Source organism: Bacteroides sp. Phil13 (assembly GCF_001940965.1).
Lineage (GTDB): Bacteria > Bacteroidota > Bacteroidia > Bacteroidales > Bacteroidaceae > Bacteroides > Bacteroides intestinalis.
Window position 1 is genome coordinate 214,413 of the sequence record NZ_MSHA01000034.1, and the last position, 24,369, is coordinate 238,781.

The window sequence follows — 24,369 nt, forward strand, 5'->3', positions numbered from 1 at the left end:
GGTATGACATTCCGTATCCAGGTTGACGTTCTCGACTGTCTGGGTTGCGGTAACTGTGCCGACATCTGTCCGGGTAATCCGAAGAAGGGTGGCAAGGCTTTGACTATGAAACATCTGGAAAGCCAGTTGAACCAAGTTCCTAACTGGGATTACTGCGCTGAAAAGGTAGCAAGCAAGCAACATTTGGTTGACGTTAAAGCTAACGTAAAGAACTCTCAGTTCGCTACTCCGTTGTTTGAATTCTCAGGTGCTTGCTCTGGTTGTGGTGAAACTCCGTATGTGAAGTTGATCACTCAGTTATTCGGTGACCGCGAAATGGTAGCTAATGCAACAGGATGTTCTTCTATCTACTCCGGTTCAGTTCCTTCTACTCCTTATACTAAGAATGAAAAGGGTCAAGGTCCTGCTTGGGCAAACTCTTTGTTCGAAGACTTCTGTGAATTCGGTTTGGGTATGGAACTCGCTAACGAAAAGATGCGTGACCGTATTGTGAAACTGTTCAACCAGATCCTTGAAGGCGAAAATGCTCCTGCTGAAGTTAAGGAAGTATTGAAAGCATGGATTGAAAACATGTACGATGCAGACAAGACTAAAGAACTTGCACCTCAGATCGAGGCTATCATCGAGCAAGGCATCGCTGCCGGCTGCCCGATTAGCAAGGAACTGAAAGGCTTGACTCAATATTTGGTAAAACGCAGCCAGTGGATCATCGGTGGTGACGGTGCTTCTTACGATATCGGTTACGGTGGTCTCGACCATGTAATCGCCAGCGGTAAGGACGTTAACATCCTGGTTCTGGATACTGAGGTTTACTCTAACACAGGTGGTCAATCTTCTAAGGCTACTCCGGTGGGTGCTATCGCTAAGTTTGCTGCTGCCGGTAAGCGTGTACGCAAGAAAGACCTCGGTCTGATGGCTACTACTTACGGTTACGTTTACGTAGCTCAGATTGCTATGGGTGCTGACCAGGCTCAGACTTTGAAGGCAATCCGTGAAGCTGAAGCTTATCCCGGACCGTCACTCATCATCGCTTACGCTCCGTGTATCAACCACGGTTTGAAGGCAGGTATGGGTAAAAGCCAGGCTGAGGAAGAAAAGGCTGTTAAGTGTGGTTACTGGCACTTGTGGCGTTACAATCCGGCTTTGGAAGCTGAAGGCAAGAACCCGTTCCAGTTGGATAGCAAAGAACCCGATTGGGCTGGATTCCAGGACTTCCTGAAGAGTGAGGTTCGTTACTCTTCTGTAATGAAACAATATCCTTCAGAAGCTGCCGAACTGTTCCAAGCAGCTGAAGACAATGCTAAGTGGCGTTATAACAGCTACAAGCGTCTGTCTAAAGAAAACTGGGGTGCTGATGCCGAATAATTTCGATAATTATTGAAATAGGGAATAATAGACTCTGAAAAATGAAGGCTGCACCCGTGAACCGGATGTAGCCTTTATTTGTTTTTAAATTAATAAACAACAAACATTATGATTGGATTTATTATTTGGATTATTGGCTTGATACTTGCAATCAAGGCCGTATTGGAAATTATGAAATGGAAGGTAGATGGAGTGAAAAAACTATTAGTCGCCATCCTTGTTTTGCTCACTAGCTGGATCGGACTGATCTTTTATTATTTCTGGGGAAGAGATAATCTGCCACAGATGTTGAAATAGACAAGTCTATCTGTATATAAAAGAAAATGCCGTATTAAATTACGGCATTTTCTTTTTTTATTATGCTATGAACTTCTTCTTCCGTTCCACCGAACGGACCATAGCTCTGCAACTTTACAGAACACATGGCAGCGGCAAAGCAACCGGCTTCCTGATAGGATGCTCCTCTTTTACGCATATATAGATAGCCTGCCATATATGTATCTCCACAGCCTGTGGCATCAGCTACATTTTCTACCGGATAGGCAGGTATTTCATAGAATCGCTTATCAACATAGATGAGTGAACCTTTATCTCCCAAGGTAAGCAAGACTTCCTTCACTCCCCATTCTGCCAATTTCACAGCAGCATCATAAGGATCCGTGCACTGCGTAAGTACCTCCATTTCATGTTCATTCGCTTTCAGAATATGGATATACTTCAAGGCTTCTTCTTTTTCAAGCCAGTCCACCGCCAATACTTCTTCATTCTGTACTTCGCGCAAATAACCCTGTACATCAAGAGACAATAGCCCTTTCCCGGCAAGATGTTTAATGACATCTAATGAAAAATCATCCGCCAATAGACTGCCCAGATGATAAATCCGGGAATCTACATCCTGCAAACCTTCAATTGTGAAAGGATCAGCCTTAGCTGTGACCCGCTGCTTTCTTTCATTAGTGTCTTCTCCATAAATATTCTCAAAGCAAATGGAATGAGTGCTGGGAAGTACTTTCACTTCAATGCCGTCTCTTCTCAAATCATTCACCACCGACATCTCGCTATCAGCCAAAGCAGTAACAAGTTGGAATCCTTCAGTATTCAGGTGTTTAATGGCATGCGCAAAATAGAAAGAGGTTCCTCCAGGCATGTGCACTGTTTTCTGCGGAGTAACTACTTTATCCAAAGTAATATATCCAATGCAACAAAGATCGTATTTCATAAAATATTCAATTCCTTTTTGATATTGCAAAAGTAGGCAATTATTATCATTTCTTACCCCTGTTATACTATAAATTCTTCCGCTTCAAGAAATCCGTCGGACTTTCGCCAAATTGTTCTTTATAACACTTTGTGAAATAAGAAGGAGAAGAAAAACCTACTTCATAGGCAATTTCCGCAACTGTCATCTCGGAAGAAGCCAACAAGGAAGTTGCCTTCTTAAGACGTGCCTGGCGCAGCAATTCATTGGGAGCATAATTCGTAAGCGATTTCAATTTACGATAAAGCTGTACACGACTCAGCCCCATATCTTTGCCTAAGTCTTCCACATTCAGTTCCGGATCTCTCATTTTCTCCTCCACCAGAGATTTAAAGCGGGAAACGAAATCTTTATCGATATCACATATATTCTCTTTTGCCAATGTCTGATTATCACCGAAGAACTGCCGAAGCTGGCGACGGGAGTCTATCAGGTTCCGGATACGGGACAATAACAATTGGGAATTAAAAGGCTTAGATATATAAGAGTCTGCACCGCCATTATATCCCTGTATGCGTTGTTCATCAAGCGAACAAGCCGTAAGAAGGATAACGGGGACATGACAAGTCTGCAACTCTGTCTTCAGTCTCCGGCAACACTCTACCCCGTCCATACCGGGCATCATAACATCGGACACAATCACATCGGGAACATATTTCATTGCAAGACGAATTCCCGTAGCAGCTTCCGGTGCATCCAACACATGATATTCTTCGGCAAGCAATGTTTTCACATAATTGCGGATGTCAGCATTATCATCAATAACCAGAACTGCCGGGCGATCCGCATCTCTCGTTTCTTCCTCACCCATAGGAAAATCGGTTTCGACTAATGTGGTAGAAACTTCTGCTTCTTCACTTGGAAGAGTAACCACCGTCGGGTGATACTGAGAAACACTCTGCGCCGGAAAAAGAACAGTAAAAGTCGCTCCTTTTTCATCACTATGGGCAGTGATCTGACCGCCATGCATCTCAACAAAAGCACGAACAAGTGCCAAACCAATCCCTGTGCCAGCCTGATGCCCGTCTATCTGATAAAAACGTTCAAAGATAGCGTCAACTTCTTTGGGAGAAATATGGCTACCGGAATTAAATACTGAAAAGCGGAAATTAGTAGCTTCTGCCTCCAATCGAACCATAATCTTTCCATTCTCGGGTGTATACTTCACAGCATTGGATAACAAATTGAAGTAGATACGCTCCATTTTCTCACCATCTGCCATCATACGGAAATCCATATCAGGGGTAGCCTCAAAAAAGAAGGATATATGCTTTTTCAACAACGCCATGCGGAAAGAATCGTTCCAGCCACGAAAACTGCTCAAAAGATCGAACGGCTCCAGATGGAGTTCCATTCGTCCGTTCTCCACTTTACGGAAATCAAGGATTTGATTAACAAGACGAAGGAGAATATTGACATTCTTCTTCATAAGTTCCAGTAACTGATGTGGACGTTCTCCAAGAGATTTATCGGCAAGAAGTTGATTAACAGGATCTGCAATCAACGTCAATGGGGTGCGAAAATCATGTGAGACATTGGTAAAAAAGACCAGTTTGGCATGAGTTGCCTCTTCCAATTCACGGGAAAGTTGTTCCAATTGTTCTTTCTGCTGAATGAGCTGTTCTTTCTGTTGTGTCAGTTGCAGTTTCTGTTCTTCCAACTTCTCCTTCTGACGAGACAGTTTCCGGTTCAAGCGATTTTTAGTACGCAAAGACAGATATACGGCAACCAATAAGCCTACTACCAATAAAAGTACCAACAGACTACCATATAGCACAACTTGCTGCGTAGCATAACGGTCGAAGAACTGACTCATCTTCCCGTTCATGGTTTCTATTTTCTCATCAAGAGTAGCTATATGTGAGGTCTGCATCTGCATAATCTGGGCATTGGTAGCATCTACGACAGAAGTTCCCAATACAGTCTCACGAGGATAATCATGTTTATTCAGAATGTCCATTGCAATCTGTATCACACGGTCACCACCTGTAGGATAAATAAACGTGGCATCCAATTGCCCGTTCAACACCTGCTCCACACCATATCCTTCACCAGGCAAAGCATCCGTACCGATAAAACGCATTTCTTCCGCCCTGCCCTGTTGTTTAGCAACGGCATAAGCACCTGCAGCCATACGGTCATTCTGGGCATACACCACATCTATTTCCGGAAAACGCTTCAAAAGAGTGTCCATCCTTTCTCCCGCTTCCGAACGTAACCAACCGGCATCTTCACGAGCCAGAAGTTGAATACCGGGATAATGAGATATCGCAGAAACAAATCCTTGATGGCGATCCATGGCAGACGTAGAGCCGGTCAACCCAGCAATCTCTACAATATTACCCCGCCCATGAAGCATATTGGCTACATAATTACCTATAGCTTTTCCCAACTCATAATTATCCGCACCTATATAAGCAGTATATTTATCAGAAAGTATCTTCCGATCGAAGACTATGACGGGAATCCCACGATCAAATGCTTCCTCTACCACCGGAGTAATGGGAGCAGCTTCATTGGGGGCAACTACAAGCAAATCTACCCCTTCCTGAATGAAATGGCGAATATCTTCTATCTGTTGTGCATTATCGTCTTTCACGGTGCGGATATCCACTTCCACTCCGTCATAGAAAAGTGCCTCGCGCAGCATTTCATTGTTCATCTGGTGCCGCCATTCATCGTCACTGCATTGGGAAACGCCAATACGGAAATGCACGTCGCGATGCGTACACGAAGCAGTCAGCCAAAAGAGGGAGAGCATTGGAATAAGTAACAATTGGAAAGTATATCTTCTCATCTTTTCTGGTATTAGTAACGCAAATATAAAAATATTATCATAGGAATCTTTACCTGTTTCTTAAAAAAGCTCCACTCTACTAAATTATAACATGAATGCCTGTTGCGGAATTAAAGAGTAAATAAGCTTGTGTTCATACCATTAAATACCTTCAAGACATAAAGCAAGGATACCTTAATAGGGCAATAGGAGAAATTAGTATCTCTGCCTATGGAGGCTAATGCGCTCCACCATGGAGAACATTACGTCCCCTTATAAGGGGACAAATTAACCTTCGTTATCTTAGTCTTTAACCCTTACAGAAAATCTCCTTAGCTTTCACTAATGGTTCATGAATCTATCATAAAGATTAATTTCCAAGTCTAACAATCCCTTCTTAGCTTCCAATCCGCCGGCATATCCGACCAGCTTATGGTTGCTGCCAATGACACGATGACAAGGAACAAATATTGAAATAGCATTCGCTCCATTGGCAGTTGCCACTGCGCGAACTGCCTTTGAATTTCCCAGTTTTTGTGACAACTCACCATAAGATACGGTTTTACCGTAAGGGATATTCAGCAATTCCTGCCATACTGATTTCTGAAAATCCGTTCCTATAAAGAGTAATGGGATGTCGAATGCCTTCCTTTTGCGGGCGAAATACTCTTCCAACTGAAGAATTGCTTTTGCAATTACTTCAGAACCTTGCGTGCAGTAATCGGCATGCAGTGCCTTTTGCAGTCGTTTGTCGATTACCTCCCGGCGTTTTTCATTCACCCAGTCACACATACAAAGTTTACCCTCGAAGGAACCAAGTATCAACTCACCATAGGGAGATTGATAATACTGAACCTGAACCATTTCCATATACTCACCATTTATATATTACTATTGAATCAACCTCTCTATCATATGTTTACAAAAGTAAGTATTTACCTCAAATGCGACAACTATCTCTACTACAATTTCCGTATTCATCACTTCGGGCTTATTCACCTTTATCTTAACGCTGCCAGTAAAGAGAAACAAACCGTTGGCATCGGCACGCGAAGGGCCAAAGTCCCATAAAAACTTATTGAGCAGTAAGCTCAATCACGTGACTCTGAGTCGTAGCCAAACCGAATACATTCAAACCGACTTTCATCAGATAATCACCGGAAAAAACTTTTCCGTTAGACCCTAACTTTGAAGTAACCGAAGGCATCAGATTGATTTCTTCTACTTTATACTGCTTATTCGGATCCAGACCTTGTAATTTCACTGCCATCAGTTTCTCCTGAAAGCGGGGATGGATATCGTAAGCAAACAGTACTGCTTTGTTGGTATTTTTACTCACATAGTTCAATGCCATATGATTTCCCTCATAAGGAGAAACTAAACGATACTGGTCACCATCCATAATAGCATTCTGCAGGCGTTTCCAATTGGCAACGGCTGTCTGGCAATAAGCCAGTTCGTCAGCAGTAAGTTCTTTCAGACCGATATCGAAACCAAGTTTACACATAGAGGCCACATCGGTACGAAATTTCACGGAAGTCGCCTTGTTCCAACTGGTCACATGAGCATCCATAGCTTTTGCCGGGAAGAATTGAGAGAAGCCCCACTGGATATAGATACGTTCTACAGGATCCGTATTATCGCTGCACCAGAACTCGGTAAAATATTTCAGTGCTTCATAATCGCAACGGGCACCACCACCGGAGCAAAGCATCATCGGGACATCAGGATAATTCTCCTTCACACGTTTCAGAACATTATAAATACCACGGACATGGTCAATATACAACTGCCCCTGTTTATTCTTCAGATACGGGGAATAGATATTGGTAATAGGGCTGTTGCAATCCCATTTAAAAAAAGCAACTTCCGGGTTCTCTTTCATTATATTCTCTACAACACTATACACATAGTCCTGCACTTTCGGATTGCTAAGGTCAAGCACCAACTGGTTACGATAATAATACGTATCGCGATTAGGCAGCATGATCGCCCAATCCGGATGTTTCTCGAAGAGTTCACTCTTGGGATTCACCATTTCAGGCTCAATCCAGATACCGAACTTCACATCTGCATCTTTGGCAGCTTTCACCAGAGCCGGAATACCGCCGGGCAATTTATTATGATTCACATCCCAGTCTCCCAAACCCGCATGATCATTTTTACGGGGATATTTGTTCGCAAACCACCCGTCGTCCAATAAGAACATATCTACACCCAGATGTTTGGCTTCCTTCATTAATTCAGCCAGTATCTCCTGATTAAAGTTAAAGCCTGTATTTTCCCAGTTATTCAGAAGAGTCAGACGACTGCCTTTACCATCTTTCAAACTATAGTTACGTGCCCACTCATGGAGATTCCGGCTACCTTTCCCAGCGCCGTCATTGCTTAAAGTGAAGATAAATTCAGGGGTAGTAAACACTTCATTCGGTTTCAACTCATAGTTCGAAGCATAAGGATTGATGCCAGGGATTACGCGAAGGTTTCCTACATTGTCTACCTCAAAAGTGAAACGGAAATTACCGGTCCAGCCCAATGTACCCATCAATACGCTTCCCTGATCTTCTCTGACCGGTTGATCCAGTCCTACTTCAAAGAAAGGATGCGTATGCATAGCGGCACGACTCCCCAACTTCGTATCGATCACTTTCTTGCCGAACTGTAACTGTTGGCTGCTCATTTGTGCTTCCTTCGCCCAGTCACTACTAAACTCAGTCAAGTAATAAGCTGAATTATTGAAATAAAGCATGGTAGAGGCATAGGTCGAAAGCATTACAGGTTTCTTCTCCTGATGTATGATTTCGCTCCAGATCTTTATAACGTTTTCCTTCGGATAAGCCACATAATGCAGAGTGACATCTACCGGATACTTGTCGTCACGCAGATTGATCACAGTCTCCGTACCACCGTCAACCGCCTTAGAGGAAGAAGAAACATAATACAGAATAGTGGACGGATTACCATCGTTATGAGTAATAGCAATGGCCGGTTCAAAATAATCTTCATTACCTGAACCACTATATACTTCCCAACCACGCCGACTTACACTACCATCGGCACCTGCATGAATACTCCAGCTAAAATTATTCAAATCCTGTTCATGCAGTAGCTTTTCACCTAAATAAGTTTGATATAGACGACCATTATCGCCTACTTGAAGCACCAGATCAGTATTGTCCGTAGAAATGCGGATCGCTTTGTTTTCCGCTGCATGAGTATACAATAAAGTAGCGCATGCAAAAAGGGTTACAAGTAATTTTTTCATGGTATACAATCAATTTAGTTACAAAAATATATTAATTAAAATTAGAATGAAAGATTTGCACTGAATTCCAGCGTAAACAGATGCAAATAGTTGTCACTCATATCTAAAGTCGCCCTCCTATTCTATTCACCACAAACTATTTATAATCATTGGAGCGTAGTAAAGAATAAGGTTAAGATAAGAGATTGTTTTGAAAAGTAGGTATAGGAACTTTGTCAGCGATGTAAATTCGTTTATAATATAAGACAAGACACTTTTTCTTAAAGAAAAGGCGTGTACCCATTGCCTTTTCAAATACTTCTGCTACTTTTGTCAACATATACAAGATAACAACTGGAAAACTATTGTTTTATGAAAAAACTATTCTATTTTGCCATTTCGATATGCATGTTATATGCATGTTCCTCAGATTCAGATTTCAGCCCAGAAGATGAAACTACTTCTGATGTCTATGAATTCAAAACTATTCCTGACAAGGAAGTCGTTTTTAAAACCTATCCGACCAATATGAAACAAATTCTTGGTGCTGGCTATGATGTTACCGCTGATAACTTAAGCCCCGAGGCCATAAAAGCACCTATTATAGATCTGGATAAGTTAGCAAACAGCGATATATATGACTTCACCCGTATGAAGGCAACCTCTACTGAATCCAAAGACTACGCCGGAGAAAATGCAACAGCGTTCCTTACCAACATTAGCAATAGCCTGATACTGGAAGACGTAAACTCCAAGAACGTTCTCTCCATAGGTACCATTCTCAAGCATAAAGAATTCCAGTCTGACTACAACCATTCTTCACAATATTCTTTTGCCTCCTGCGAACAGCTTTTTACAGCGGAGCGCTGGTACTTCTCACCGTTTTATATCTCAGAAAAATATAAATACAGATACCTCACTCAGGAATTTGAAAATGATGTGACCAGTCTGACAGCAGAAAATATCATAAACAAATATGGCACACACTTTTTAATAGATGTTTGCATAGGAGCACGATTCAGAGGACTTTACCGGACAACAGTACCTACAGCGACATCGGCAACCGATATTGTAAAAATCACCTTAGTCAGTGCTTTGACAAAAATGGCCCAGCAAGGCTTTTCTACCGGAAGCAGTGTCGGCGGATGGGAAGAGGAAGTGGCACAAAGCATAGGAGGACAACTTATCTTCGAATTCTACGGAGGAAATACCACCTTATTGCCTTCACTGCCGACAACCGCCGACCTTAACACCTGGTTGAAGTCCTTCAATGAAGAAAATTACACTTTAACGAAAATCACTCAAAACAAAGTCCTTCCTATTTATGATATGATAAAAGATGCCACCAAAAGAAAACAAGTGAAAGATGCCATAGAAAAATATATTTCCAACCAAAAGTTATCATCGGTCTCTACAACTCCGTTACTTCAGGCTTGGAATGGCAAAAATCACACATACGATACGTCTTATTTAGATATTGTAACGCACTCCAACAAAAAATATGAAGGAGCCGTTTGTTCCATCTACAAACAGCAAAGAACAAATACCGTACCTCTGTATTTATATAGCAACGGACAAAAACAACGTTTATCCGTAGAGTCATTACGAGCCGATACCGGATGGCAACTGGAAAAAGAATTGGGATATGTATATACTTTACCCGTAGACGGAGCCATTCCTCTATACGAAGCAGCAAACGAAAATGATTATTGTTACACTACAGAAGACAAACAGGAATATGGAATAGAAGGAAGTTGGAAGAAAACAGGTATTGTATGCTACACAATGCCCTTATAACATCAAATTACTTGCCATACAAATGAATCTCCTTTGCCATTACTATATCAGAATAGTAATGGCAAAGGAGAAAACAATCTAATTGCAACCTTTCAGGTACTTACTCTAACCGGCTCTTAAAAGCATAGGGTAATTCCGGCATAGCCCCACTCTGTGTACAAACATAAGCAGAAACTTCTACGGCCAGTTTATGTGCTTCAGGAACGGATTTTCCACTAAGTATGGCAGATGTGAAAGCAGCAGTAAATGAATCACCCGCTCCCACAGTATCGGCAACAGGAACTTTCGGTGTGTCCTGATAAGATACTACGCCCGGGGTAAATACATAGCTACCATTGGTTCCACAAGTCAGAATCAGCATCTTCAGATTGTATTTAGCCAAAAGTATCCAGCATTTATCCTGTAAATCGATACCCGGATAACCAAAGATGCGGCTGATTGTTACCAATTCCTCATCATTGATTTTAAGGATATTGCAACGACGCATAGATTCGCAAAGAATCTCCTTCGTATAAAATCCCTGGCGAAGATTAATATCGAAAATCTTAATCTGATCTTCTCCGTCAGGCATCGTATCCAAAAAGCACTGGATAGTAGCCCTACTCACAGGACTGCGTTGAGCCAGAGAACCGAAACAAACGGCACGAGTAGAAAGAGCCAGCCGTTTCAAATCGTCCGTAAAAGGTATATTGTCCCAAGCTACCCCCTCTTTAATTTCATAACAAGGTACACCGACAGAATCAAGAGTAACCTGTACCGTACCCGTAGGATAATCCACCTGCTCTATCTGGCAAGTCAGTTTCTTTTGAGCAAAAACATCCAATATTTCCCGTCCGTCAGCATCACGCCCTACAGCACTTACTACACGACTGTCAAAACCAAACTGTGACACATGATAAGCAAAATTGGCAGGTGCACCACCTATTTTCTTTCCTTCGGGCAGCACATCCCAAAGTGCTTCACCCATTCCTACGATAATTTTATTCATGATACTTGTTAGATTTATGATTTACTATTTATGATTTATGACGCATGAGTAATTGTCTTATTGATTTTCAATGTGTAATACAGCAGATAAAGTACACCGACTGTCATTACCATTACTGCACCGCTTTGTCCTACTGCATCACTTGCCAGTCCCATTGCCAATGGAAACACAGTTCCCCCAAAAAGGCCCATAATCATCAGACCGGAAACTTCATTCTTCTTGCCGGGCATATACAGCAATGCCTGCGAAAAGACAATCGAGAATATATTTGAGTTACCATAACCTATCAATGCAATACAAATATAAATAGATGTTTTTGAATGAAAAACAAAAAGCCCTATCATTGCCAATAACATCATAAAACTACTGATAGCAAAGAACGATTTGGCATTCATCTTTCTCAAAATGAAAGAACCTGTAAAGCAACCTGCCGTACGGAATATAAAATAAAGGCTGGTAGCAAACGCAGCATCATCCAATCCCATGCCCAAGCGTTCCATTAAAATCTTAGGTGCAGTAGTATTCGTACCCACATCAATTCCTACATGACACATAATGCCGATGAAAGAAAGCAGAATAAACGGTTTGCCCAATAGAGCTAAACACTGACTAAATGTAGAAGGTTTGCCTTCTTCTTTTTCTTCAGCGATCTGTGCCTGCCCTAACAGTAAAACAGCGATTACAGCAATAACCATATAAATAGGGAATAGTACCCGCCAACCCAGACCAAAGGATGGAATAGCCTGCGTAGCTCCCCACATGGCAATGTAAGGTGCAAGAAACGAGGCTATCGCTTTCACAAACTGTCCAAAGGTTAGACTACTTGCCAGACGGTCACCTCTGACAATATTGGAAAGTAACGGATTCAGTGAAGTCTGCATAAGCGCGTTGCCGATACCTAATAAAGAGAAAGAAATCAGCATAAGCGTATAACTATCACCGAAAACCGGTAATAATAAAGAAGCAAAGGTCACCAGCAAACTAAGCAGTACCGTCTTTTTCTGTCCGATACGACTCATCAACATACCTGTCGGCACGGAAAAAATCAAAAACCAGAAGAAAACCAGCGAGGGAAAGATGTTAGCCTGAGAATCCGTCAGACCTAAATCAGCTTTTACATAATTGGAGGCAATGCCTACCAGATCAACAAATCCCATGGCGAAGAAACAAAGCATCACCGGGAAGAGCTTGGATAACGAAGAATTTGATTTCATGGTTGTATGGTATTAATTTAAGTATTTCTTGCTCGGGAAAGCACGTTGCAAAGGAAGCGAATACCACGACAACGGGATAACAATTTTGTTACAAAGAATATCAATTATGATACAGGACTGTTTTTTAGCCGTATTTGAGCCCTATTATCATCCATTTTAGCTACTTTTGTATAAGTATATACAGCAAACTCATAAATAAATCATTATGGAAATACTCTTTAACGGAAAACTTAGTATCGAGGTCTCTGCACATGGAGCCGAATTGTGCAGTATTTTCTCTAATGGAAAAGAATATCTGTGGCAAGCAGACCCCGCATTTTGGAAACGTCATTCACCGGTGCTCTTTCCTATCGTAGGAAGTGTGTGGGAAAATGAATATCGCAATGAAGGTACAACCTATGCCCTTACACAGCATGGATTTGCCCGCGACATGGAATTTACGCTCATATTAGAGCATGACGACGAAGTGCGTTATCAACTTGTCAGCAACGAAGAAACACTCAAGAAATACCCCTTTCCATTTTGTCTTGAAATTGGTTATCGCATCCATGGCAAGAAAATCGATGTAACATGGGAAGTGAAGAATACCGGAGAAAAAGAAATGCATTTCCAGATTGGAGCACACCCGGCATTCTATTTTCCGGATTTCGATGCAGCTACAGAAGAACGGGGATTCTTTGGCTTTGGAAAAAAGAACAGCCTGAAATATATCCTCATTTCCGAAAAGGGCTGCGCTGATCCAGACACCCAATATTCGTTGAAATTAACTGATGGACTGTTACCTTTAGATATACATACTTTTGATAAAGATGCACTGATATTGGAAAACAGTCAGGTACGGCAGGTTACTCTATATAATAAGGATAAACAACCCTACCTCAGCCTGCATTTCAATGCACCTGTAGTCGGTTTGTGGTCACCCCCTTCCAAGAATGCTCCATTTGTCTGTATAGAACCGTGGTATGGTCGTTGTGACAGAGCACACTATACAGGAGAATATAAAGAAAAGGATTGGATGCAGCATCTGCAACCCGAAGAAATATTCAGAGGAAAATACACTATTGAAATAGAGGAATAAAAGAGAAATAGACCAATCGGCCTATCATATCCATACCAACTCCGTATCAAAGCCGTACCAACTCCGTGTCTGGTCCAAACGCTTAGGTACGGAGCAAATACGGAGTTGGTACGGCTTTGGTGTAGATTAGGGATGGTAAAAGAGGTAAAACAGACTAATTTTACTTCAATTTATAAACCTTGAACGAACTTACCGTATAGCTTCCACCTTTAGCATAGAAACTGATGCGGTTATAAGGTTCCGATGGAAATACAAGGTTTGTCATTGCAAAACGTCCGTCATCTCCAAATGCTTCAATACTCGATTTATCAATAAAAAGACGTAATGTCATTTCCGAATTATCCTCTATTGAGGCAAAAGTCACTATCGGAAAATCCTGACTGAATGATACGATTCCACTTTTACTACGGTCCATCGCAAATTTCTTCTCAACCAGATTATAATAGATATCCACTTCTTCTCCTTTTGAATTGAATAGTTGGAAACCTACAATCTCAGCATTCCGGTTCTTAATTGTCATTTCAATTTCATATGTACCCGTATTATCGGAAAGCAGCTTATCCAGGTTATAGGTACGGTCCACTTTGAAGGAACGTTTCTTTTCTTCTTTTCCACGCAGTTTCAGCAATTCTTTAGCAGGAGAAGATTTCAGATATGTTTCACCGGCCGAAGTATAGAGGCTCAAGTCACGAGGAATAGAGTTACCACTGCGATATTGAGTAGTAGGTACATTGTTGGCATATTGCCAGTTGCTCATCCACGCCAATGCAATATGACGCCCTTCGGGTACATTGCTCCAGGTCACGGTAGCATAATGATCCTTTCCCCAGTCCATCCATTTAGTAGCTTTGGATGATTCATTTACAAACCTCTTTCCATCAAAAGTACCTACAAAATATTGGGTAGCGCTACCGCCGAAAGGCCCTCCGGGGTTAATGTTACAAATCAATACCCACTTCTTCAGTTCAGTACCCTCGATGGGCAATTCAATCAGATCAGGACATTCCCATACGCCGCCATGAGCACCCTGGCCTTCACCAAAACTACTTTCATAAGACCAGTCTTTCAGATTAGCAGAAGAATAGATTTGCATTTCCTGTCCCACAGCAAGAATCATAATCCATTTATCGGTAGCATCGTGCCAGAATACTTTCGGATCGCGGAAGTCACGCAGGGTGGAGGTCAAGATAGGATTACGTGCATACTTCTTGAATGTCCTACCATTATCCAGACTATAAGCCATGCTCTGTACCTGACGATCGCTGGCCGAAGTATAGAAAGCTACGATTGCACCGGCACCAAAGCCTGCCGTATTATCTTTATCAACCACACATGAACCACTGAATATGGTTCCCAATGCATCGGGTGCAATGGCTACCGGCTGATGTTCCCAACTTACAAGATCTGTACTAGTGGCATGTCCCCAATGCATATTTCCCCACATTGAACCATAAGGATTGTATTGATAGAACAGATGGTAAACACCATCTTTATACACCATGCCATTCGGATCATTCATCCAGCCATATTGGGGAGTAAAGTGATAAAGCGGACGGAAGTTCTCACGGTTTGTCGTATCGAACTCATCAGAAAGCTTCATTTCATCCCAGCAAATAGCCGTATCAGGAATCAACTGGAAGTTAAAGGAAAGTGATTTATTATCAAATCCGGAGAGATCTACCGGAACAAAGTAGTCTACTTTATTTGTAGCCAGACGAACATTCATGTTGCGTACTACATCATTGTCTGCTATCATATACAGTTTTGCTTCTGGAGAAGCCTCCTCTACGGGAAGCAACAGGAATTTCTTTTGATTTTCAATCTGGACAATGCTCTGTCCGTCACCTAAATGTTTAATCACGAAAGGAGGGTTAATAGCTTGGCACGAAAAGACCGACCAAATTGTACCTATTATAAAGGTAAGGGTCCATCGCACGGTCAACAAATTATTTTTTAAGTTCATGATGTTTTTGGGTATTACATTTAATTAATAATGGGTTGCTCGGGAAAGCACTTTGCAAAGGAAGCGAATAAAAAAGAAACAGCCTGCTATTTATGTTTCATAAGCTGGTAATTTTGATACCTACCTTTTATTTTGTTACAAATATGCCAGCATATGAAACATAAATTACAGCCTCTTATCATAGAATTCCTTTTCTTTGCAACATCAAAACATCACTCGGGAAAGCATGTTTTGAGAGGTAATCCACAGCGATTACAAAATGAAAAGCATATTAATTAAAATCTAAAAACATGGAAGGCATAAAAAGATCGCTTCTATTTGCACTCTTTCTTATTATATGTACAATGGTTCAGGCCCAACGCCTGACTGTACAAGGAAAAGTGATTTCCAAGACTGACGGAGAGCCTATTATCGGGGCAACCGTCATAGAGACTAACCAGACAGGCAACGGTACCATAACTAATATTGATGGTGACTTTACACTATCTGTACCACAAGGTGCGGAACTGACTATTTCGTATATCGGCTTCAAAACAGTGAATGTGGAAGCACAAGCTACACTAAACATTACCCTGGAAGAAGAATCCGAATTACTACAGGAAATTGTAGTCACAGGCTATACCACTCAACGCAAAGCTGACCTGACCGGAGCGATATCCGTAGTTAGCATGGATGAAATTGCCAAGCAAAATGAAAATAATCCAATTAAAGCATTGCAAGGACGTGTACCGGGTATGAACATCACAGCCGACGGTAATCCCAGTGGAAATGCCACAGTACGTATCCGCGGTATTGGAACTCTGAACAACAATGACCCTCTTTATATTATTGATGGTGTCCCTACCAAATCGGGTATGCACGAACTGAACGGTAATGACATTGAATCCATTCAGGTATTGAAGGACGCAGCTTCTGCTTCTATCTATGGTTCGCGTGCTGCAAACGGTGTTATCATCATCACTACGAAGAAAGGTAAAGAAGGGCAGATAAAGATTAACTTCGATGCTTCTATCGCCGCTTCCATGTATACCAATAAGATGGAAGTACTAAATGCAGAAGAATATGGTCGTGCCATGTGGCAGGCTTACGTAAACGAAGGGCAGGACCCCAATACCAATGCACTGGGTTATAAGTATAGTTGGGGTTACGATGCAAACGGTTATCCTCAACTGAACAACATCAGCATGTCCAAATATCTGGATTCCGCCAACACTGTGCCGGCTGCCGATACTGACTGGTTTGACGAAACCACCCGTACAGGTATTATCCAGCAGTACAATGTATCAGTAAGCAACGGTTCGGAAAAGGGATCTTCTTTCTTCTCACTGGGTTATTATAAGAATATAGGTATCATTAAAGACAGCGACTTTGAACGTTTCTCTGCCCGTATGAACTCTGATTACAACCTGATTGGTAAATTCCTGACCATAGGAGAACATTTCACCCTGAACCGTACTTCGGAAGTACAGGCACCGGGCGGATTCCTGCAGAATGTATTGCAATTCAATCCTTCACTGCCGGTTTATGATATCAATGGAGAATATGCCGGTCCGGTAGGTGGATACCCTGACCGCGAAAACCCCGTGGCAAGACTGGATCGTAACTCCGATAATCGCTATACTTACTGGCGTATGTTTGGTGATGCCTACATTAATCTCAATCCCTTCAAAGGATTCAATGTACGCTCCACCTTCGGATTGGATTATGCACAAAAATCACAACGCATCTTCACCTATCCCATCACCGAAGGTAATGTGACAAATGATAAGAATGCCGTAGAAGCCAAGCAAGAACACTGGACGAAATGGATGTGGAATGCCATCGCTACCTACAATCTGGAAATTGGCAAACACCGTGGTGACGCCATGGTCGGTATGGAGTTGAACCGCGAAGACGATATCAATTTTTCGGGTTATAAAGAAGACTATTCCATCCTGACGCCTGACTATATGTGGCCGAATGCCGGTTCCGGTACGGCTCAAGCTTATGGCTCGGGTGAAGGTTATTCACTGGTTTCTTTCTTCGGAAAACTGAATTATACGTATAATGATAAATATCTGCTCTCTATGACAGTACGCCGTGACGGTTCTTCACGTTTCGGTAAGAATAACCGCTATGCCACATTCCCTTCCTTCTCACTGGGATGGCGCCTGAACCGTGAAAAGTTCATGCAGAGCCTCAGTTGGATTGACGACCTGAAAGTCCGCGGCTCATGGGGCCAGACCGGTAACCAGGAAATCTCGAACATTGCCCGCTATACTATTTACGTTCCCAACTACGGTGTGACAGAATCAGGCGGTCAAAGCTACGGTACTTCCTATGACATTGCCGGAACCAATGGCGGCAGTATCCTTCAGTCCGGATTCAAACGTAACCAAATTGGTAACGATAACATCAAATGGGAAACAACCACACAGGTCAACCTGGGCCTTGATTTCTCAATTCTCAAACAATCTCTTTACGGCTCATTCGACTGGTTCTACAAAAAGACAACGGATATCCTGGTACAGATGGCTGGTATCGCCGCTATGGGCGAAGGAAGCAGCCAATGGATCAATGCTGGAGAAATGAAGAACGTGGGCGTTGAACTGAATCTCGGTTATCGTAATCAAACTGCATTCGGATTGAAGTATGACCTGAATGCCAACATAGCCACTTACCGGAATGAAATTACAAAACTGCCTACTACAGTAGCAGCCAATGGTACTTTCGGAGGTAACGGTGTACAAAGCGTAATCGGACATGCCAATGGTTCACAAGTTGGTTATGTAGCCGACGGCATCTTCAAATCACAGGAAGAGATTGATAACCACGCCACTCAGGAAGGTGCCGGAATAGGCCGTATCCGCTGGCGCGACCTGGATCACAACGGCATCATCAACGAGAAAGACCAACAATGGATTTATGATCCGACACCAGACTTCAGCTATGGTCTGAACATCTACCTTGAATACAAGAATTTCGACCTCACCATGTTCTGGCAAGGTGTTCAGGGAGTAGACGTTATCAGCGACCTGAAGAAAGAGACCGATCTTTGGAGTGGACTCAATATAGGTTTCCTGAACAAAGGTAAGCGGGTACTCGATGCATGGTCGCCCACCAACCCGAACTCTACCATTCCTGCATTGTCACGCAGCGATACAAACAATGAGAAACGTGTTTCCACTTACTTTGTTGAGAATGGTTCATTCCTGAAGTTACGCAATATACAGTTGGGCTACAACGTTCCGAAAACCTTTGCCCAGAAGATGAAGATGGAGCGCCTGCGCTTCTACCTGAGTGCACAGAACGTATTCACCATCAAGAGTAAGGAATTCACCGGAGTAGATCCTGAAAATGCCAACTATGGCTACCCCATCCCGATGAATATAACTTTCGGTATTAATGTAGGCTTTTAACAATAAAATCAGTTACTTATGAAAAAGTTAATATATACAGCAATCTTAGGTCTTTCACTGATGTGCGGCAGTTGTACCGACTTTCTGGAAGATCAGCTCCCCCAGGGAACCATCAGCGACGAACAGCTGAAGAACCCGGCATACATCGACAACCTGGTGATCTCTGCTTATGCAGTATGGATTACCGCCGAAGATATCAACTCTTCCTTCTCCATGTGGAATTATGACGTACGTTCGGATGACGCTTATAAAGGCGGAAACGGTACGGAAGACGGTGATGTATTCCACTCACTGGACATCTCGCAAGGTATCATGACTACGGCATGGAACATCAGCGATATGTGGCAGCGTCTCTACAACTGTATCTCACGTGTCAATACAGCTTTGCAACTGCTGGAACAAGTGGATGAAAGTACCTATTCATTGAAGCAGCAACGCATTGCCGAAATGAGATTCCTCCGTGCACATGGTCATTTCTTGCTGAAACGCCTATACAAGAAGATCCCGTTTGCCAATGATGCCAACTTGTCACCGGAAGAATACAACTATCTCTCCAACACTACTTACAACAATGACGAAGGCTGGCAACAGATTGCAGACGACTTCCAGTTTGCTTATGATAACCTTCCCGTGAAGCAGGCAGACAAAGGTCGTCCCGCCAAAGCCGCAGCAGCTGCCTATCTGGCAAAGACTTATCTGTACAAAGCTTATCATCAGGATAATGCAGACAGCCACGAAGTGACAAGCCTCAGCACAGAAGACTTGGTGAAAGTAGTGCAATACACGGACAATGCCATCATGTCGGCAGGCGGCTACGGGCTGGAATCGGATTTCCACAACAACTTCCGCCCGGAACCTCAATATGAAAATGGTATAGAATCCCTGTGGGCCATGCAATACTCCATGAACGACGGTACTAATAACGGTAATTGTAACTGGTCTTACGGTCTGATTGTTCCCAACATTCCGGGAGTTACCGATGGTGGTTGCGACTTCTACAAACCGAGCCAGAATCTGGTGAACGCATTCAGGACAGATGCCAACGGACACCCCCTGCTGGATTCCTTTAACAATACTGATTACAATTCACAATCCGATTATGCTGACCCACGCCTCTTCCTGACAGTAGGTATGCCGGGATTCCCTTATGAATTCAATAAGAACTATATGATGGATCAGTCGACTACCTGGAGTCGTAGCAACGGACTTTACGGATACTACATAACCCTGAAACACAATGTAGACCCGGATGGCGATTACCTGATAAAGGGTGCCTGGTGGGGTTCTCCAATGAACCGTATCGTACTGCGCTACTCGGATGTATTGTTGATGCGTGCCGAAGCACTGATCCAACTGAACGATGGACGTATCGCCGAAGCTATCAGCCTGATTAACGAAGTACGCAACCGTGCCAAACAAAGTACAGCCATGATTGCCGACTACGAAATGGAATATGGCGTACGTTTCAACGTTCAGCCCTATACGGGGAGCTACTCACAAGCAGATGCCTTGAAATTGCTGAAGTTTGAACGCCGTGTAGAACTGGCTCTGGAATCAGAACGCTTCTTTGACCTGGTAAGATGGGGTGAAGCCGCCGAGGTACTGAATAAGTTTTATGCCGAGGAAGCTGCCGACTGCACCATCTACACGAATGCCTCGTTCACTAAAAATAAAAACGAATATCTTCCTATTCCGTTTGCACAGATGAGTGCCAGCAACGGGAATTATACGCAGAATTGTGGTAACTGGTAACCTTATAAAAAAAAGAGCATTATGAAATCAATACTGAATAAACTAAATCTGCTTGTACTGGGAATCGTCCTGCTGTTAGCATTCCCGGGATGCAGCGATGATAATACATCCGAACTGAAACTGGACGGAGACACATGGCTTACCGCCTTTGAACTGAATAACGCCTATATGGGAGTGATAGACCGGACCAATAAGACCGTGACCGTTGCAGTGCCCGAAATATACGATACTGATGCAATGAAAGTCACCGGTATCGAAGTATCCGAAGGTGCCGAGGCTTCTGTTAAAGCAGGCGATGTGCTGAACTTCTCATTCCCCCAAGTGATAAAAGTGACTAATGGAAACGTATTCCTGGATTATACAGTCAATATCAAGCATGATGAAGCGCGGATACTCTCCTTCAAACTGAATGACGCTTATGCCGGAGTTATCGACCAGTCTAAACGTACCATCACCGTACGTGTGCCAAGCTCAGTCAATATCAAAAATATGGTTCCGGTCATTACAACTTCGGCAGGAGCCATCGTAATGCCGGCATCCGGCCAGGCTATTGACTTCAGTAATCCTGTAGAATTCACTGTTTCATACAACACCGCATCCGCCGTTTATACGGTAACGGTTATCCCGACCGATGCACCGAGCGCCGTATATGTAGGTCTGGCAGTTACATTAAATGAACTAAATCCGGAAGAAAAAGAAGCGGCAACCTGGATGCTGAACAATGTTGCCAATTCTCAGTATATCTCATTCGAAGATGTGCAGGCAGGAAGAGTAGACCTGAGCGAGTGCGAAATCATGTGGTGGCATCTGCATATAGACGGCGGCATCGACAACATGGATAAGTTCGAAAAGGCAGCGCCTGCAGCAATCAGTGCATTGGTGAAGATGAAAGACCTTTATAACAATGGCATGAACCTGTTGCTTACCCGCTATGCCACTTACTATGCTGCCAAGTTGGGGGCTACCTTGGACGGCAACAACCCAAACAACTGTTGGGGACAATCAGAAGAATCCGGTGAAATAGTAGGCGGTGCATGGAACTTCTTTATCCAAGGACACGAGTCGCACGCTCTCTACCAGAATTTGGCGATGAACAACGGTGAAACGAACAAGGTCTATACCTTCGATACCGGCTACCGGACCACCAACAGTACGGCACAATGGCACATCGGTTCCGACTGGGGTGGCTATGCCACAAATGAAGTATGGCGTACCAATCATGGTGGCGTTGATCTGGGTTATGGTGGCGATGGTGCTATCGTGGCATGGGAATATCTATCCGAAGGTTCTCGCGGAGGTATCGTATGTATCGGCTCAGGATGCTACGACTGGTATGCCTACGGCATAGATGCTTCGGCGGACAAATACCACGGCAATGTGGCTAAACTGACAAAGAATGCAATTGACTATTTAACGGGTAAATAAAACTAATATATGAAAACAATGATATATTCACTCACACTGGCTGCTCTGATGATTACTTCTTTCAGCAGCTGTAGCGATGACAATGATCCGGTTTTAACTCAGAAGGACTGGGACGGAACCACCACTTATTTTGCTTCGGCAGATGCCATGAAGTTTGATACTTACTATAAGCCATCTGTTGGTTATGTAGGCGATCCGATGCCTTTCTATGATCCGCAGGCAAAAGATTTCAAGGTTATGTATCTACAGGAATACCGTCCGAACCAGGCAGGCACTTACCACCCGATATGGGCGGTAAGTACCCAAGATGCCGCCTCATATACCTCTATGGGTGAACTGATTTCCTGCGGCGGACTGGCGGAACAGGACGCTGCTATCGGAACGGGTAGTACTATTTATAATCCTTCGGATAAATTGTACTATACTTTCTACACAGGTAACAAATATCAACCTACTTCTTCCGAGAACGGTCAGGTAGTGATGTATGCTACTTCACCTGACTTCAAGACCTGGACCAAGAATCGCACTTTCTATCTGAAAGGTGACACTGACGGATACAGCAAGAATGATTTCCGCGATCCCTTCGTTTTTGAAGGTGAAGATGGAAAATACCACATGCTTATTTCCACTACCAAAAGTGGTAAAGGTGTGCTGGCCGAATATACTTCTACGGATATGAAAAGCTGGGAACATGCAGGTGTGTTCATGACCATGATGTGGGATCGCTTTTACGAATGTCCCGATGTCTTCAAGATGGGAGACTGGTGGTATCTGGTCTACTCGGAGATGCATGCAGCCATACGCAAAGTTCAATATTTCAAGGGGCGTACATTGGAAGAGCTGAAAGCAACTACCGCCAATGATGCCGGCATCTGGCCCGACAGCCACGAAGGTTTCCTTGACTCCCGCGGTTTCTATGCAGGCAAGACGGCTTCGGACGGAACTAACCGCTACATTTGGGGATGGTGCCCTACTCGCTCGGGTAATGACAATACTGCCGTAGGAGCTTCTCCGAACGAACCGGAATGGGCAGGAAGCCTGGTTGCTCACAAAGTCATCCAGCATGCGGATGGTACTTTGACTTTAGGCTTAGTAGAAGGTATCAGCCAAAAATATGCCACTACCTCTGCCGTAAAAGTGATGGAAAAAAGTAACGGAGTATCAGAAAGCAACGGTAACTATACTCTGACGGATAACGATTATATCCTATTCAATCGCTTAAATGTAAATAACAAGATTTCATTCACCGTAAAGACGGCAGGTGATGCAGATAGATTCGGTATCTCTCTGGTACGCGGCACGGACTCCAAGAAGTACTATACCATCGTCGTAAACCCGGAAGACAACAACAATAAGCGGAAGATAAACTTCGAAGAAGAAGGTGAAGATGGTAAAGGATTCATTGACGGAATAGACGGTTATCTGTTCGACAGACCTGCTGATAATACTTATAATGTAACGATCTGTACGGATAACTCTGTCTGCGTGGTTTATATCAATGACAATGTGGCTTATACGAATCGCATTTACGGGATACAGAAGAATCTGTGGTCTATCAACAGCTATTCGGGAAGTGTGGAAGTCAGCAACGTGAAGGTCAGCCACTACTAAGCGGAGAAACGTAGCTAATTTTTACCTTCGTTATATATTTCCCCGAAGACCGTCTGGAATATATTCTGAGAGGGGGTATAATCAGTATACGACTGAATAGGGATGAGTATACGACTGAACCCTATTCAGTCGTATACTGAATCCCATTCAATCCGGCACTGAACTTACAAATGCCGGAGAAGTTTTATATTTTGTGTAATTTTCGTACGCTTATCAATTAATGGCACCGGAAACTACATTGCGCACCTGTCCTTCCCGATTGATGGCAATCAGCACCTGTTTCTGTTTTTCGGGCAGTTGATATAGTAATTTGGCATAAGTTTCTGCCGTGAAGTTAACAATGTAGTTGATGGCATCTTCTATCATTTCCATACCACATGTAGCTCCAAGAGTTTTCAGAAAAAGGATATTCATTATTTTCTACAAATGATATCAGACCTCCTAAAGTTTGTAGTCCGACAAAGAGAAGAATAAAGAAACGCATTGCCAAATAATGATTG

The 24,369-nt window shown here is 43.1% G+C and carries 16 protein-coding genes; 8 read left to right on the plus strand and 8 right to left on the minus strand.

Annotated features, from left to right (window positions below; genetic code table 11):
• A partial coding sequence (locus tag BWI44_RS06400) for a thiamine pyrophosphate-dependent enzyme (RefSeq protein ID WP_286812164.1) occupies positions 1-1,365 on the plus strand: 1,365 nt, incomplete at its 5' end.
• A 108-nt stretch (positions 1,366-1,473) separates the two neighbouring features.
• Entirely contained in the window at positions 1,474-1,662 is a 189-nt protein-coding gene (locus tag BWI44_RS06405) for a hypothetical protein (RefSeq protein ID WP_007664451.1), read from the plus strand.
• A 34-nt stretch (positions 1,663-1,696) separates the two neighbouring features.
• On the opposite strand, the gene BWI44_RS06410 is transcribed toward BWI44_RS06405, so the two are convergent.
• From BWI44_RS06410 to BWI44_RS06425, 4 genes are all read right to left on the minus strand, one after another.
• Complete coding sequence (locus BWI44_RS06410) at positions 1,697-2,584, minus strand: PfkB family carbohydrate kinase (protein ID WP_007664452.1); 888 nt, start codon at positions 2,582-2,584, stop codon at positions 1,697-1,699.
• Between the two features lie 67 nt (positions 2,585-2,651).
• Positions 2,652-5,420: a substrate-binding domain-containing protein gene (locus tag BWI44_RS06415; protein WP_138293208.1), complete on the minus strand. Its 2,769-nt coding sequence runs from the start codon at positions 5,418-5,420 to the stop codon at positions 2,652-2,654.
• 321 nt (positions 5,421-5,741) lie between these two features.
• Positions 5,742-6,269 (minus strand): methylated-DNA--[protein]-cysteine S-methyltransferase, encoded by a 528-nt coding sequence (locus BWI44_RS06420; protein WP_138293207.1) that lies wholly within the window; start codon positions 6,267-6,269, stop codon positions 5,742-5,744.
• A gap of 205 nt (positions 6,270-6,474) precedes the next feature.
• A complete protein-coding gene (locus tag BWI44_RS06425) occupies positions 6,475-8,664 on the minus strand; it encodes an alpha-galactosidase (protein ID WP_195208266.1) in 2,190 nt (729 codons plus the stop codon).
• Positions 8,665-9,015: 351 nt separating this feature from the next.
• Here BWI44_RS06425 and BWI44_RS06430 point away from each other — a divergent pair, with 351 nt between their 5' ends.
• On the plus strand, positions 9,016-10,440 hold the full coding sequence (locus tag BWI44_RS06430; protein ID WP_115501534.1) for an MAC/perforin domain-containing protein: 1,425 nt from the start codon (positions 9,016-9,018) through the stop codon (positions 10,438-10,440).
• A 100-nt stretch (positions 10,441-10,540) separates the two neighbouring features.
• On the opposite strand, the gene BWI44_RS06435 is transcribed toward BWI44_RS06430, so the two are convergent.
• Positions 10,541-11,428, minus strand: a complete 888-nt coding sequence (locus BWI44_RS06435) for a carbohydrate kinase family protein (RefSeq protein WP_115501533.1) — start codon at positions 11,426-11,428, stop codon at positions 10,541-10,543.
• Positions 11,429-11,463: 35 nt separating this feature from the next.
• Positions 11,464-12,642, minus strand: a complete 1,179-nt coding sequence (locus BWI44_RS06440) for an MFS transporter (protein ID WP_195208267.1) — start codon at positions 12,640-12,642, stop codon at positions 11,464-11,466.
• 205 nt (positions 12,643-12,847) lie between these two features.
• On the opposite strand from BWI44_RS06440, the gene BWI44_RS06445 reads away from it, so the two are divergent.
• Positions 12,848-13,720, plus strand: coding sequence for an aldose 1-epimerase family protein (locus BWI44_RS06445; RefSeq protein ID WP_195208268.1), 873 nt, complete (start codon positions 12,848-12,850; stop codon positions 13,718-13,720).
• 160 nt (positions 13,721-13,880) lie between these two features.
• Here BWI44_RS06445 and BWI44_RS06450 read toward each other — a convergent pair whose 3' ends face one another.
• Positions 13,881-15,683 carry a glycoside hydrolase family 32 protein gene (locus tag BWI44_RS06450; RefSeq protein WP_195208269.1) on the minus strand — a complete coding sequence of 601 codons (1,803 nt, stop codon included), beginning with the start codon at positions 15,681-15,683 and terminating at the stop codon, positions 13,881-13,883.
• Positions 15,684-16,027: 344 nt separating this feature from the next.
• On the opposite strand from BWI44_RS06450, the gene BWI44_RS06455 reads away from it, so the two are divergent.
• Genes BWI44_RS06455 through BWI44_RS06470 form a run of 4 tightly spaced genes read left to right on the plus strand, consistent with a single transcriptional unit; the run spans position 16,028 to position 23,869 of the window.
• The gene (locus BWI44_RS06455) at positions 16,028-19,081 is read left to right on the plus strand and encodes a SusC/RagA family TonB-linked outer membrane protein (RefSeq protein ID WP_394368889.1); all 3,054 of its coding nucleotides are present in this window, start codon (positions 16,028-16,030) and stop codon (positions 19,079-19,081) included.
• An 18-nt stretch (positions 19,082-19,099) separates the two neighbouring features.
• Positions 19,100-20,833 carry a RagB/SusD family nutrient uptake outer membrane protein gene (locus tag BWI44_RS06460; protein ID WP_195208271.1) on the plus strand — a complete coding sequence of 578 codons (1,734 nt, stop codon included), beginning with the start codon at positions 19,100-19,102 and terminating at the stop codon, positions 20,831-20,833.
• A 21-nt stretch (positions 20,834-20,854) separates the two neighbouring features.
• Positions 20,855-22,258 carry a DUF4960 domain-containing protein gene (locus BWI44_RS06465; RefSeq protein WP_195208272.1) on the plus strand — a complete coding sequence of 468 codons (1,404 nt, stop codon included), beginning with the start codon at positions 20,855-20,857 and terminating at the stop codon, positions 22,256-22,258.
• 9 nt (positions 22,259-22,267) lie between these two features.
• Positions 22,268-23,869 carry a glycoside hydrolase family 32 protein gene (locus BWI44_RS06470; RefSeq protein ID WP_195208273.1) on the plus strand — a complete coding sequence of 534 codons (1,602 nt, stop codon included), beginning with the start codon at positions 22,268-22,270 and terminating at the stop codon, positions 23,867-23,869.
• A gap of 213 nt (positions 23,870-24,082) precedes the next feature.
• Here the strand turns inward: BWI44_RS06470 and BWI44_RS06475 are convergent, their stop codons facing one another.
• Entirely contained in the window at positions 24,083-24,283 is a 201-nt protein-coding gene (locus BWI44_RS06475) for a hypothetical protein (RefSeq protein WP_118294273.1), read from the minus strand.
• Positions 24,284-24,369 lie beyond the last annotated feature (86 nt).